Below are 13062 nucleotides of genomic sequence, written 5' to 3'. Positions count from 1 at the left end.
ATTTTCCGCGCGATCAGCCGTCTCGTAGGAGCTCTTCGCGGCGTTCTTCCTTACGCTCTTCTCGACGCTCGTCCTGGCGGGCCTTCTCGTCGATGTCGGCCTGCACTTCGTCACAGCGGAAGCTGCTGTACAGCAACTGCTCGGTCCCGTCTTCCTGGACGACCAGACAGTGAGCGCCGCCGTTCATGGCCGGGACGAGGTCGGTCACAGTATCGGCCGTGGCGACTGCTGAGCCCGCGGCCCCGAGCCCTCCGATCAAAGCGGCGACGGTTGCGGTGCGGATGGCGAGCTTCTTCATGACGTCTCCTTCTATCCCGTTCTGCAGCTTGGTTTTCGGTCACTTTCCATCTTGTCGTCGACAATTGCCCGGCAACAGTGCGCAGAATCATGAGCTCGACTGACATCGTCAGGTAATCGAGATGACGTTTGTCATGGGCGGACGGATCGGCACCGCGTGGCTTAGTCTGTGCGTGACCGGAGGTCCGCCGAATCGAGGAGACGCCCATGAGCACCGACAGCTTCTGGAGCGACGCCGATCGCCACCTGATTCGTTACGGCGTGAAGTTCACTCCCCGCATCATCGAACGGGCCGAAGGCACGTACGTGTACGACGGCGACGGCCGGGCGATCCTCGACTTCACTTCGGGCCAGATGAGCGCAGTCCTCGGTCATTCCCACCCGGACATCGTTCGAGCGGTGTCGCAGTCCGTCGCATCGCTGGACCACCTCTTCAGCGGGATGTTGAGCAGACCCGTGGTCGACCTCGCCACGAAGCTCGCCGCCACGCTCCCGTCGAAACTCAGCAGGACCCTTCTGCTCACCACCGGCGCGGAGGCCAACGAAGCGGCTCTGAAAATGGCCAAGTTGTACACCGGCGGATACGAGGTCGTCTCGTTCGATCGGTCCTGGCACGGTATGACGTCCGGCGCGGCGGCCGCGACCTTCTCCGCCGGACGCCGAGGGTACGGCCCGGTGATCCCCGGCAATCTGACGTTGCCGACGCCTGATTCCTACCGGCCTCGGTTTCGGCGTGCCGACGGCTCCTACGACTGGGAGACCGAGCTCGATTACGGCTTCTCGCTCATCGACAGACAGTCCACCGGCGCACTTGCGGCCTGTCTGGTCGAGCCCATCCTGTCGTCCGGTGGCATCATCGATCCGCCCGTCGGCTACCTGGCACGGCTCAAAGAACTCTGTGTCGAACGCGGAATGCTGCTCATTCTCGACGAAGCGCAAACCGGTCTCGGCCGCACCGGCCAGATGTATGCATTCGAACGCGATGGGGTCACCCCGGACATCCTCACTCTGTGCAAGACACTCGGCGCAGGGCTTCCCGTCGCCGCGGTGATCACCGGCGACGAGATCGAAAGCGTCTGCAACGACAAAGGTTTCCTGTTCCTGACCACCCACGCATCGGATCCGTTGGCTGCCACCGTCGCAAACACCGTGCTCGACGTCATCGAACGCGACGGACTCGTCGAGCAAGCCGCAAAACTCGGCGAACAGCTCTCCGACCGCCTCGACGCACTGCGCGACACCTACGAAGTCGTCGGCGACGTCCGGGGCCGCGGACTGCTACGCGGACTCGAATTCGTCACCGACAAGGAGTCGAAGACCCCCGCCGACGACCTGGGCAAGAATGTGACCACCGCCTGCCTGGAGCGCGGACTGCACCTCAACATCGTCCAGCTGCCAGGAATGGGCGGCATCTTCCGCATCGCTCCCCCACTGACCACAACCGAAACCGAACTACACGACGGCATCGACATCCTCGACGCCTCCATCTCAGCCGTCCTGGCCGGTAGCTCGTCCTGACGCGCATTACACCGTAAGTCCCTCAGCGCCGGCGGGTTCGCGTGTGCCCATGAATGACGCCCTGCACCATGGGACGCGCCAGGAACTCGTGGGGAAAGCCCAGATCGGGCGCGCTGACGTCGTCGAGCTGGGTCAGATGCTCGTCGGAAAGTTCCACGTCCAGCGCAGCAAGGTTGCTCTGTAACTGCTCTGCGGTTCGCGCACCCACGAGAGTGCTCGTCACCTCTGGGTTGTGGAGAGTCCATGCAATGGCGACCTGAGCCGCGGTGACTCCCAATTTGTGCGCAACGTCGACCACGGCGGCGGCGACCTCGAGTCCGCGAGTGGTCAAGCTGTTACCGGCCGCGGCGTGATCACTTCGACTGCGCGGCATAGCCATCACATCTTCAGGAAGGTCAGCGGGTGTGTACTTGCCCGTCAGCACTCCCCCACCCAGCGGTGACCAGGGAACAACTCCGAGTCCTGATCCGCTCGCCATCGGTAGGAGGTCACGCTCGGTGGTTCGCTCGATGAGGCTGTACTCGACCTGAAGTGCGGAGAGGGTCGGCCATCCCCGGAGCTCGGCGATCGTCTGCATGCGTGAAATCTCCCAAGCCGGCGCGTCGGAGATGCCGAGATAGAGCACCTTGCCGCTGCGTACCAGCTCGCCCAACGCAGCGATGACCTCTTCGCCGGGCGTCAGCCCGTCCCACGCATGGAGGTACAACAGATCGATGTAGTCCGTATTCAGGTTGCGCAGACTTGCCTCGACCGAGGTTACGAGGCTCTTACGGTTACCACCTCCCGCATTGGGGTCTGATGGGTTCCGCGTACCAGCGTACTTCGTGGCAATCACCACGGAATCTCTTCGATCCCTGACAAATTCACCCAGAAAGCTCTCGGACTGGCCGTCGGTGTAGATGTTGGCCGTGTCCACCATGTTTCCGCCTCGATCGAGGTAGGTGTCGAAGATCCGTCGAGCCTCGCCTTTGCTCGCACCCCAACCCCACGCGTCGCCGAAAGTCATGGCGCCCAGTGACAACGGCGAGACCCTCAGTCCCGATCGTCCCAGCAGTCGATAATCGGTCAATTCCGCCACGGTTACTCCTCAGTTCGATGTGTGGTCGACCATGCCGGCGCTCGCCTGGTCCGTGAAGGCTCAGGACATCCTGGGAAGATCAGTACCAGGCTGCCTAGTGTCGGTGTGGCATATCCTCGAGGACATGAGCTCGACGCCGCAGCCCATCGCCCGCCACGAGTTGGCGGCCTTTCTGCGCGCGCGGCGCGAAGCGCTTCAACCGTCGATGGTGGGGCTGCCGCCACGGCTCGGATCCTCCCGGACGCCTGGGCTGCGACGGGAGGAAGTCGCAGCACTCGCCGGTGTGAGCGTGGATTATCTGATTCGTCTGGAGCAGGCGCGTGATGTTCGGCCGTCGGCCCAGGTAGTGCAATCCTTGTCGAGGGCACTGAGGCTGTCCGATGACCAGATCGACTACCTCCTGACGTTGGCCGGACATCGTCAACTCGAACGCAGTACCAAACCGATTGTCCCCGAGGGTCTTGCACGTCTTCTCGACGATGTCTTTCCATTGCCCGCCATGATCCTGAACTACCGCCTGGACATCCTGGCATGGAACGACACGATGTCGACCCTCCTTCTCGACCTCGACGGCACAACGGCTCGAGAACGCAATGTACTGAGAATGTGCTTCCTGGACGATCGGTTCTTTGACTTTTACGGCGACCGCGACAGCGTAATTCGCGGAGCTGTTGCCGATCTGAGGGCAGCGTGGGTCGACCACGCGCATGATCCTGACCTGGTAGTCCTGATACAGGAACTCGAAGCCGGTAGTGCCGAATTCTCCGCCTACTGGCAATCGCGGGACGTCGCCGTACGAGCGGAGGGCAACAAGCCGATGAACCATCCGAACGTCGGGCCGATCACCGTGAGTTTCGACGTCCTCAATCCCCTCGGCGACGCGAATCTGCGACTTATCGTCTACCGCGCCGTCGACGCGGCCTCCCAGTCTGCGCTCGACCAGCTCGCCACAACCCGCCCCTCCCGCACTCGTAGGCATCTGCGAACACTCTGAAGCGAGTTATGGCCGTGGGCAATCGAACAGGAGATGTCATCGTGATGACGCTTCGCTGATAGAAGGTCATCAGCCATCGCGTTTACCTGTGGAGCATCTGCGGACAGCGGGAACGTCCTACGACTGCGTCTCGTGCTTGCTACGAACACCCGCAATCACACCGACCACGAGGGCGAGCGCGGCAGCAACGGCGAGCACGATCAGTACGCGCGTGTAATCGGCCAGGTCCGGCACCAAGTGCTCGTTCCCTGCGAGAACAATGGTCGCAATGGACACTCCGAGCGCTGCGCCGAATTGAAAGCCGGTATAGACGATGCCGCCTGCGACACCGTGATGGCGGGTGCCTCGACACCTTCCACCGCAGAAGCTGTCAGCGGACCGTAAATGAAAGCAAAGGCAACACCAAGCAAAAGCAACGAAGGCAGCAGATCGAGAAAACCCGCGTTCGAGTCCAATCGCAGTGTCAGCGCGAACCCAATTGTGACCGCGATCAGTCCGATTGTCATCACGACGACATTTCCGAACCACGTCGTAAGCCAGGGCGTCAACGTTGGAGCGATTAGGAGCTCCACTCCCATTGCGAGAATCAGAGTCGGATGGGCACTTCCCGTCATTGGAACGCCCCGAATATTTCGTCGCAGACCTAAGCGGCTGTACTTCTGGCCACCGAGCAGGGGAATAGCTGACGCCTCAGTGAGAGATTCGACAGGCCAGATCCTCGCCCATCGTGTTCCTCGTGGTTCTGGTGTAACACTTGCGTCGTGTGCAGGCGGAATCCCGCCCGCAGAATGCGCAAGTGTTACATCCCGCCCAGCAAGCCGCCTATCGGCCGGGCGCGTTGATTCTGAGTCCAGGCGCCGAGGCGATGTCGGTCAGCTGGTCGATCGTCAACATCCCGACGGATGTCACTTCGACTCGCGTTTCATCCGGTGTAATGGCGACGACCCGTCGGGTATCCCCGCGATCCTGGATATCGAAGACGGCGCCGTCCTGGGAGGTGACGCGCTTATCGACAATCCCAACGAAGCACGGGCCCGGTGGCTGGTCGGCGCTTCGATAGTCGAACCAGCGACACTGTAGGTCTCTCGGCCACCGGAGAATTCCAATCGTGAAGTGCTGGAATCCGGTTCGACATCCGCCTCGGCCGGAAGTGCACCGACGAGCGCCTCGGTCATCCGATTCAATTTGCTGTCGGTGATCCAAGGGTCGTCTGTACGAGCTACGTCACTGCCCGTGGTGAACGCATAGTTGATTCGCACCAAATCCTCTTCTGAAACAACTTCCTCGCAACCAGCAATCGCCAGATCGATGGACGAAGAAGTGTTGGTAAACCCCGCAAACACTACGCCCGCTCCCACGATGGCCGCCACCACGGCGACATCGACCCACACGCCCCCGCGTCTTTTGTTGCTTCGCATGAACGGACTTCATCTGCGACGGTCAGAGGAAAATAAACTGACTCGGTCGGCGTTCGCCGACATAATGGCCGACGTGATCGGACTCGAAGTCGTCGTCGCGCACAGAGATCGCGCAACAGTACGTGTCGGCGACGTCTTCTTGAAAATCGACACCGATCCGTCGAACATTCGAATCGAGGTCGATGCCATGGGTCGGGCGCCCGTCCCGACGCCGCACATCCTGTGGCAACGCGCCCCTGTACTCGCGCTCGGCACTGTCCCGGGGACTCCACTCGGCAGTCTCGGCACACCGGCAACGACAACGCCGCGTTCCTGGGCTGCCGCCGGTGCGGCAATCCGCACTCTGCACCGCGCACCACTCCCATCACGGACCGGGCTCGCCCCGGCCGCAATTTCGACCGAGCTCGACCGGGAATGCGCATGGTTGAGGACCAGCGGGCTCGTGTCGAGTGAGATTGTCGAGATCAACCGTCGAATGGCCGAGAAAGCACTACGCCCATGGGCCCCTGTCTTCGTGCACGGGGACCTACAGCCCTCCCACGTGTTCGTGTTGGACGACCGCGTGACCGGAGTGATCGACTGGTCCGAGGCCGCCCAGGGCGACGCTCTGTACGACCTGGCCACACTGACGATGGGACACCCGGAACGCCCTCCCTGACGTCCTCGAGGGGTACGGGTCCGCCGTCGACATGGAGGTCATTCGTGCATGGTGGTCGGTGCGGAGTCTCAGAGGAATTCGTTGGCTGCACGAACACGGGTTCGATCCAGCCGCTCCGGGATGTGAGGTCGATGTCCTGATGCGCCTTGCGGACCCGTGAGGAGGATTCGGATGGTCTGCCTTCGAAGATTCAATCCAGCAGCACACCAGGATTGAGGATGCGGTGCGGGTCCCATGCGTTCTTGAGCAGCGCCATTGCTGCCAACTGTGTTTCACCACGTTGGCGGACCAGCCATCTACGTTTGGCTCGGCCGATGCCGTGTTCGGCGCTGATGGTGCCCTCATGACTCAAGACCAGTTCCAGGACAGCATCTTCCAACGCTCCGGCAACGTCGTCTGCGAATGTCCCGGCGCCGGGCAGGATGTTGACGTGGATGTTGCTCTCGGCGAAGTGACCGAACAGAACGGGCACAGCATCTGCGTCGACGGAGTGTACTGCGTCTGTGATCGAGTCGACGAACTCGCCGAACCGCTCGGCTGGTACACCGACGTCGAGCTTGACGGGAACTCCAGCCGCGGAGATCGATTCGGTGATTCGCTCACGGAACGACCACAACGACCGACGTTCCAGAGCAGATTCCGCGATCGCAATTCTGCTGCTGTCCAGCCCGCCGGACATCAACGCATTCAGCACCGACTCCGCGCCGGTGAGAGAAGCACCCATCTCTGCGAACACCCAGAAACCCTCGGCGGGTAGTGGTGTCGGTGTACCGGATTGTTCTGCAACGCGGCTCACTGCGGCACCTTCGGCCCATTCGACGGCGTCGATCTGCGGCAGCTGCAGGATCGTCGGGAGGGCAGCGACAGCGGCTCGGACGTCGGGGAACGATATCGCTATCACCAGGTGGTCGGTCAGCGGACGGACCAACTTCCAAGTGACGTCGGTGATGACGGCCAGAGTTCCTTCGGATCCGATCAGCAGATTCGTCAGATCGTAGCCCGTGTTGTCCTTCACCAGCGATGTCCGACGGTCGACGATATCGCCACTGGGCATGACTGCTCTCAGCCCCGAGATACGTTGGCGAGCCGAGCCGTAGCGCAACACGCGTGCCCCACCTGCGTTGGTCGATGCGGCGCCGCCGACAGTCGCCGACTCTCCCGACGCCAGTGACAATCCTGCGGTGTAGCCCGCTTCGGCGGCAAGCAATTCGAGCTCGACGAGAGTGACACCGGCCCCGACCGTGACGAAACCGTCCGCCGAAACCGGTCCGTGCGAGCGCAACGCACGCGTCGACAGCACCACACTTTCATCGGACGGAACAGCACCTCCGACGAGCCCGGTGTTGCCACCTTGCACCGTCACCGCAACCCCGTGCTGGGTGCAGGCTCTCAACACATCCGCGACTTGCTCGGCAGACTCGGGGCGTACCACTGCACGCGGTCGTCCACTCCAACGCCGAGTCCAATCGACCGAATACGAGGCCATGACGTCGGCGTCTCGCGAGACCCGTCCTGGGGCGGCAGCGTCGAGCGCGTCGTCGAACTCCATACTTCGAAGGGTAGTGCGTCGACCGCTACACGGTCCGAACGCGGGGATTCACCCTGCGCACACGACCTGCTTCGCCATGACGATCTCGAGCTCGTCCGGCGCCAAGGGATAGGGAACGGTCTCACCCGTGGTTGCGAACCCCATGCGTCGGTAGAAGGCCTGCGCCCGCCCGTTCGCCTCGTGGACTTCCAGGGTCAAGGTACGGTGCCCTTGCCGGTACACCCACTGCTCGATTTCGCGCAACAGTGCGTCGGCGACGCCCCCTCCACGTGCGGCCGGCGATACATAGACACCCAGCAGGAAGACCCTGCCGTCCTCGATGCGGGCACGCATGATTCCGAGCCACGCGTCCGTGTCGTCCACCGCAGCGAACCCGCAGGACACCGTCGAGTTCGTGCCCTCGGCGCGCTGCTGCCACTGACTGTCGGTCTGGGCCGTCGCGGAGTCGAGCGTCTCGACGAAGGCCTTCGGTGAATCCGCCAGCATCTCCAACCGTTGATCGCGGAAGGACTGCCAGTATCGTCCGTCGACCGAAACTATGCGGAAAGACACAGCGGCCAGACTAACCGAGCGTCGCCCTCGGCACTGCTACATTTTCTGCAGGCGACTGGCGAAGGATGGGTCACCATCAGGGAGCCTGTGAATGCGAAGCATCGTCCGCCTGGGTGTTTCACCGATACCGGTGAAAGAGAGGACCCATGCTCGACGTACGGGCCGCCCGAACAGACGATGCACCAGCTATTTCGGCTCTTCGACATGCTGCCGAGGACTGGCTGGCGTCTCGCTCGATCGACCAGTGGACTCCGGGTGAAGTTCCGCTGTCCGCCGTTCGACTGCAGGTCTCGCGCGGTGAGTTCGTCGTCGCTCGGTTTCCCGGGTCGTCGACAATCGTGGCCGCAATGCGCACGATGCGTTCGGACCCCGAGATCTGGCCCGACGACGGTGACGCGTTGTACGTGCACGGACTCGTCATCGATCGCCGTCATGCGGGAATCGGTCTGGGTGCAGCCATGCTCGACCACGCAGCCCGCTCGGCAGCCGACGCAGGCATCTCGTGTGTGCGATTGGATTGCGCCGAAACCAATCTCGCGCTTCGCCGGTACTACCTCGGTCAAGGTTTCACCGAAGTCGGTCGTCGCGAGTTCCAGGACGGAAAATGGTTCAGCGTGACACTGTTCGAGAAAAACCTGAAGATGTTGGCATAGTCCTACTTTCGCGCACGCGGCCCTTCGGGGACTGATCGCGTTCGCACGGTCATCGCTGCGCATACAACGACGACTGCACCACCCAGTGCCGACGACAACGTCAAGTACTCGTGAAGAATGGCAGCAGCCCAACCAACACTCAGAACGGGCTGAACAAGTTGAACCTGGCTGACGTTGGCGATCGGGCCGATGGCGAGGCCTCTGTACCATGCGAAGAAACCCAGATACATGCTGATCGAAGCCAAGTAGCCGAACGCAGCCCAAGCCTTCGGCTCGATCTCGGACAATCCATCGAGCGATAAGAGTGTCAACGGGACCGTTACCGGCAAAGCCAATATCAACGCCCACGACACCGTCTGCCACGATCCCAATTCCCTTGACAGTAGCCCGCCTTCGGCATACCCGATGGCCGCACTGACGACAGCGGCCAGCAACAGTAGGTCCGACCATTGCGGCACAGACCATCCTCCGCTCCGAACGAAGGAGAACGCCGACGCCGCCGACGCCCCGACAACAGCCATGAGCCAGAATGCTCTACGCACCTTCTCCTTCCCTCGCACAACTGCGACAACTGCGGTGGTGGCGGGCAGAAGTGCGATGACGATTGCGCTGTGACTGGCCGAGGCGGTCGTCAGGGCATACGAGGTCAGCAGTGGAAATCCGACCACCACGCCAGAGGCGATGACAGCCAAACGAGCCCACTGCATCCCGTTCGGTAGCCGCTGCCGAGTAGCTCCCAGCGCCAGGGCGGCGAGCGCGGAAGCGACTACGGCGCGGCCCACCCCCGCGAACAAGGCCGGCATGCCGCCCAGGACGGCCACGCGAGTGAGAGGAACTGTCAGGGAGAACGCCACGACACCGAGGAACCCCCACAGAATTCCCGGGCTGGGTACGAACGATATCGCCGATGCGCGGTTTCGAGTAGCGCTACTATGTGGACTCATGTATGACGATAGCAGTTCGCGGATCGTTGCATCGCTACGTCGATGGATCGCCTCCGCCCCACCGGGCGCGCAACTGCCGTCCACGCGCTCTCTCGTCGTCGAACACAGTGCAAGTCCGGTGACCGTACAGAAAGCGCTTCGCGTCCTGGTATCGCAGGGGGTGGTCGAGAGCAGGCCCGGCGTGGGCACGTTCGTGCGTGAGAACACATCGGTGCGAGCCAACGATTATCGTTGGCAAACCGCCGCACTCGGCACCCCCGTGACACGGCTCAAACTACCGGCGGCGCTTCAGTCGCCGTCGAACGACGTGGTCTCACTTCACTCGGGTTACCCAGACCGAACGTTGCTGCCGGAGAAGCTCGTACGTAGTGCTTTCGCCCGGGCTGCACGAAGTGACGCCATTATCGATCGACCACCGACCGCAGGTCTACCCGAGCTGCAATCATGGTTCGCTCGAGAACTTGCTTCGATCACGTCCCCTGGAATCAATCCGCCGTCCTCGAGCGACGTGACGGTTATACCCGGCAGTCAGACAGGCCTGAGCACTGCGTTCAGAGCACTGGTCGGAGCGGGCCGGCCTCTGCTGATGGAGTCGCCGACGTATTGGGGCGCAATCCTGGCGGCAGCCCAGGCCGGCGTCGATGTCGTTCCTGTCCCTTCCGGATTCACCGGGCCCGACCCCGAGGAACTTCGACGAGCGTTCGAGAGCACCGGAGCTCGTGCGTTCTATGCCCAACCCAACTTCGCGAGCCCTACCGGCGCGTTGTGGAAACCGGAACTCGCGGAGAAGGTTCTGAAGATCGCCGAACAACAAGGAGCGTTCGTCATAGAAGACGACTCTGCTCATGACTTCGGAATTTCGGCGTACCCGAGCCCCCTGGCAGCGCGAGACGACACAGGACGTGTCGTATATTCGAGAGCATTGACCAAGAGCGTGTCACCCGCGGTACGGGTCGCAGCGATCATCGCGCGCGGACCCGCTCGGGAACGGATCATCGCGGACACGAGCGCGGAATCCATGTACGTGAGTTCGATTCTTCAGACCGTCGCATTGGACGTCGTCACTCAGCCGGCATGGCGGACGCATCTCACTCGCCTCCGCAGTCAATTGGCCGCCCGCCGCGATCTTCTCGTTTCGAGCATCGAAGAGCACGTTCCAACAGGGAAACTCGAAGGCATACCGGCAGGTGGACTGAACCTGTGGCTGAGGCTCCCCGACGAGACGAATCTCGACGTCGTGATCGCCGAGTGCAAATCGGCCGGCGTCATCGTCGGCGCGGGAGACGACTACTTCCCGGCCGAACCAACAGGAAAGTATCTCCGCCTCAACTTCGCAGGTCGGAACCCCGGCGACTATCCGATTGCCGCACGTGAAATCGGATCGGCTGTCGAGCGCTCTCGGTCTCCGAGCTCCCTACTGTGAACGGGCTCAGTACTCTTCGATCGAACTGCACTGGACGAAGCCCGTGACAGCAACGGAATTGGATTTCTCCATCCGGCAGACCAACCGGAGAAATTCGCTGCGACACTTCGGGGGTTCGTCAGCCTCGAAGGTACGTGAGGACGGCGAGTACGCGTCGGTGCCCGTCGATGTCGCTGGGAAGGTCGAGTTTGAGGAAGACGTTTCTGATGTGCTTGTTCACAGCGGGGACGCTGAGTTCCAAGGACCTTTCGATTTCGGAGTTCGATCTGCCCTCGGCCATGAGGGCGAGGACCTCTCTTTCCCGTTTGCTGAGACGGTCGAGCGGGCGCGTCCGTCGGTGAAGTAGTTGACGGACCACCTCGGGATCGACGATGGTCCCGCCCGATGCGATTCGTTCCACCGCGTCGTTGAACTCCGTGACGGCACCGATGCGGTCCTTGAGCAGGTAACCCACTGCGCCGGCGTTTTCTGCGCCCAATAGTTGTGACGCGTAGGACTGCTCGACGTACTGGCTGAGAACCAGTACCGGAAAGCCAGGAACGTGCTCGCGCAGGGCGACGGCTGCCCGCAAACCGTCGTCCGCGTGACCGGGTGGCATCCGAACGTCGGTGATGAGAAGGTCCGGCTCGTGGTCGTCGACCGCGCGAGCTATTTCGTCCGCGCTGCCGACGGCGGCGACGACGGTGTGTCCGAAGCGTTGCAGGAGCCCGACGAGGCCTTCCCGCATGAGCGTGGAATCCTCGGCCAGGATCACGCGATACGGCATGGGATCTCCACTCTCAGCGTGGTCGGCCCGCCGGCAGGGCTGGACAGTTTCAGTTGTCCGGCAACAACATCGAGACGGTCGGCAAGCCCGGTCAGACCGGTTCCGACTCGTGGATCCGCACCGCCCACTCCGTCGTCGGAAATTTCCAGCACGAGTATGTCTGCGTAAATGCGACCGTGAACTCGGGCTCTGGTCGCACGACTGTGCCTCGACACGTTGGTGAGTGCTTCTGTGACAACGAAGTACGCGGTCGTCTCGACGCGGTGGGGAACGCGCTCGGGCAGACGGATGTCGATCTCGGTCTCGATGGAGGACCGGCTGGCGACGTCGGCGACGGCCGCCGCAAGGCCGTTGTCGGCTAGCACCTGCGGGTTCAGTCCACGGACCAGATCTCGAAGCTCGGCAAGCGCGACAGTGAGCTGGCCTTGAGCGTCGGACAACCGTGCCTCGAGCGCTGGATCGTCCGCATCCAGTCTCGCCAGCCCGAGATTCATCCCGAGTGTCACCAGACGCTGCTGAGCACCGTCGTGCAGGTCGCGCTCGATTCGGACGCGTTCGGACTCGAAGGCGTCGATCAAACGCGCGCGCGACTTGGAGACGTCGGTGAGGTCGACCCCGATCTCGTCGTCACGGGGCGCCAGGAAGATGCGTGCGAGTGCCGCATGCGCACCCGCCCAGGCCGTCACCAGGTACGGCCCTGCCGCGAGCGTGACCACACCAATGAACCACCAAGGCCAGGCCGACGGGTCGTCAATGGGGGCGCGGAAACTGAGGACCGGCAGGACGAAAGCGAAGGCAAGCACGGTGATGTCCAGCCAACAGAGCGCGGTCACGGAGAACGCCGCAAAACCGAATTCACGCCAGGTCGCCGGCTCCGAGAATCGGGTACGCACCCAGCTACGCGCGTCGGGGGCAAGGGGCCGACGGTGTGGATCGGCGATTCCGTCGAGATCGACCAGCCGTATCCGTAACCGCTCCACCCGGGCGACGACGATGCCCGACAGCGCTACGAGCAGCAGCACGACTATGCCGACGACAGCAACGAAGAAAATCACACCCAGGACGGTTGCGGCTGCGAGCACTGCGAACACGATCAGGTTGAGGATGCCGCCAGAAAGCAAATACAGGAGGCTACGCCAGGGCCATGGTGTCAGCAGAAAACGTAAAGGATGGTGCGCTAGTGCCTGCCAGGCCGTCGTGACGCGCATGTAT

General features: G+C 62.4%; 14 protein-coding genes and 1 riboswitch. Of the genes, 5 read left to right on the top strand and 9 right to left on the bottom strand.

Annotated features, from left to right (window positions below; genetic code table 11):
* Positions 1 to 13 precede the first annotated feature (13 nt).
* On the bottom strand, positions 14 to 298 hold the full coding sequence (locus ACFULT_RS10060) for a hypothetical protein (RefSeq protein WP_037107928.1): 285 nt from the start codon (positions 296 to 298) through the stop codon (positions 14 to 16).
* 206 nt (positions 299 to 504) lie between these two features.
* Here ACFULT_RS10060 and ACFULT_RS10055 point away from each other — a divergent pair, with 206 nt between their 5' ends.
* Complete coding sequence (locus tag ACFULT_RS10055) at positions 505 to 1815, top strand: aspartate aminotransferase family protein (protein ID WP_378481385.1); 1311 nt, start codon at positions 505 to 507, stop codon at positions 1813 to 1815.
* 22 nt (positions 1816 to 1837) lie between these two features.
* Here the strand turns inward: ACFULT_RS10055 and ACFULT_RS10050 are convergent, their stop codons facing one another.
* Entirely contained in the window at positions 1838 to 2893 is a 1056-nt protein-coding gene (locus ACFULT_RS10050) for an aldo/keto reductase (protein WP_378481384.1), read from the bottom strand.
* A 124-nt stretch (positions 2894 to 3017) separates the two neighbouring features.
* Here ACFULT_RS10050 and ACFULT_RS10045 point away from each other — a divergent pair, with 124 nt between their 5' ends.
* Entirely contained in the window at positions 3018 to 3887 is an 870-nt protein-coding gene (locus ACFULT_RS10045) for a helix-turn-helix transcriptional regulator (RefSeq protein WP_378481383.1), read from the top strand.
* Positions 3888 to 4004: 117 nt separating this feature from the next.
* On the opposite strand, the gene ACFULT_RS10040 is transcribed toward ACFULT_RS10045, so the two are convergent.
* Both ACFULT_RS10040 and ACFULT_RS10035 read right to left on the bottom strand, forming a co-directional pair.
* On the bottom strand, positions 4005 to 4163 hold the full coding sequence (locus ACFULT_RS10040) for a hypothetical protein (protein ID WP_378481382.1): 159 nt from the start codon (positions 4161 to 4163) through the stop codon (positions 4005 to 4007).
* Between the two features lie 629 nt (positions 4164 to 4792).
* Complete coding sequence (locus ACFULT_RS10035) at positions 4793 to 5278, bottom strand: hypothetical protein (RefSeq protein WP_378481381.1); 486 nt, start codon at positions 5276 to 5278, stop codon at positions 4793 to 4795.
* A 100-nt stretch (positions 5279 to 5378) separates the two neighbouring features.
* Between ACFULT_RS10035 and ACFULT_RS10030 the strand changes: the two genes are divergently transcribed.
* Entirely contained in the window at positions 5379 to 5963 is a 585-nt protein-coding gene (locus ACFULT_RS10030; RefSeq protein WP_378481380.1) for a phosphotransferase family protein, read from the top strand.
* Positions 5964 to 6153: 190 nt separating this feature from the next.
* On the opposite strand, the gene ACFULT_RS10025 is transcribed toward ACFULT_RS10030, so the two are convergent.
* Together ACFULT_RS10025 and ACFULT_RS10020 are read right to left on the bottom strand one after the other, a co-directional pair.
* On the bottom strand, positions 6154 to 7512 hold the full coding sequence (locus ACFULT_RS10025) for an FAD-binding oxidoreductase (RefSeq protein WP_378481379.1): 1359 nt from the start codon (positions 7510 to 7512) through the stop codon (positions 6154 to 6156).
* Between the two features lie 48 nt (positions 7513 to 7560).
* A complete protein-coding gene (locus tag ACFULT_RS10020; protein WP_378481378.1) occupies positions 7561 to 8064 on the bottom strand; it encodes a GNAT family N-acetyltransferase in 504 nt (167 codons plus the stop codon).
* A 41-nt stretch (positions 8065 to 8105) separates the two neighbouring features.
* Positions 8106 to 8186: riboswitch (ZMP/ZTP riboswitch) on the top strand.
* 24 nt (positions 8187 to 8210) lie between these two features.
* On the opposite strand from ACFULT_RS10020, the gene ACFULT_RS10015 reads away from it, so the two are divergent.
* Entirely contained in the window at positions 8211 to 8717 is a 507-nt protein-coding gene (locus ACFULT_RS10015) for a GNAT family N-acetyltransferase (RefSeq protein ID WP_378481377.1), read from the top strand.
* Between the two features lie 2 nt (positions 8718 to 8719).
* On the opposite strand, the gene ACFULT_RS10010 is transcribed toward ACFULT_RS10015, so the two are convergent.
* Complete coding sequence (locus ACFULT_RS10010) at positions 8720 to 9661, bottom strand: DMT family transporter (RefSeq protein WP_378481376.1); 942 nt, start codon at positions 9659 to 9661, stop codon at positions 8720 to 8722.
* Here ACFULT_RS10010 and ACFULT_RS10005 point away from each other — a divergent pair.
* Positions 9660 to 11084, top strand: coding sequence for a PLP-dependent aminotransferase family protein (locus tag ACFULT_RS10005; protein ID WP_378481375.1), 1425 nt, complete (start codon positions 9660 to 9662; stop codon positions 11082 to 11084). The genes ACFULT_RS10010 and ACFULT_RS10005 overlap by 2 nt on opposite strands.
* Positions 11085 to 11202: 118 nt before the next feature.
* Here the strand turns inward: ACFULT_RS10005 and ACFULT_RS10000 are convergent, their stop codons facing one another.
* Together ACFULT_RS10000 and ACFULT_RS09995 are read right to left on the bottom strand one after the other, a co-directional pair.
* The gene (locus ACFULT_RS10000; protein WP_037107895.1) at positions 11203 to 11850 is read right to left on the bottom strand and encodes a response regulator transcription factor; all 648 of its coding nucleotides are present in this window, start codon (positions 11848 to 11850) and stop codon (positions 11203 to 11205) included.
* Positions 11835 to 13058 (bottom strand): sensor domain-containing protein, encoded by a 1224-nt coding sequence (locus ACFULT_RS09995; protein ID WP_378481374.1) that lies wholly within the window; start codon positions 13056 to 13058, stop codon positions 11835 to 11837. The genes ACFULT_RS10000 and ACFULT_RS09995 overlap by 16 nt, the downstream gene beginning before the upstream one ends.
* Positions 13059 to 13062 lie beyond the last annotated feature (4 nt).

This window comes from Rhodococcus sp. NPDC057297, from assembly GCF_042667435.1.
Lineage (GTDB): Bacteria > Actinomycetota > Actinomycetes > Mycobacteriales > Mycobacteriaceae > Rhodococcoides.
The sequence above is the reverse complement of the archived record's forward strand: the minus strand, read 5'-3'. Positions and strand labels throughout refer to the sequence as shown.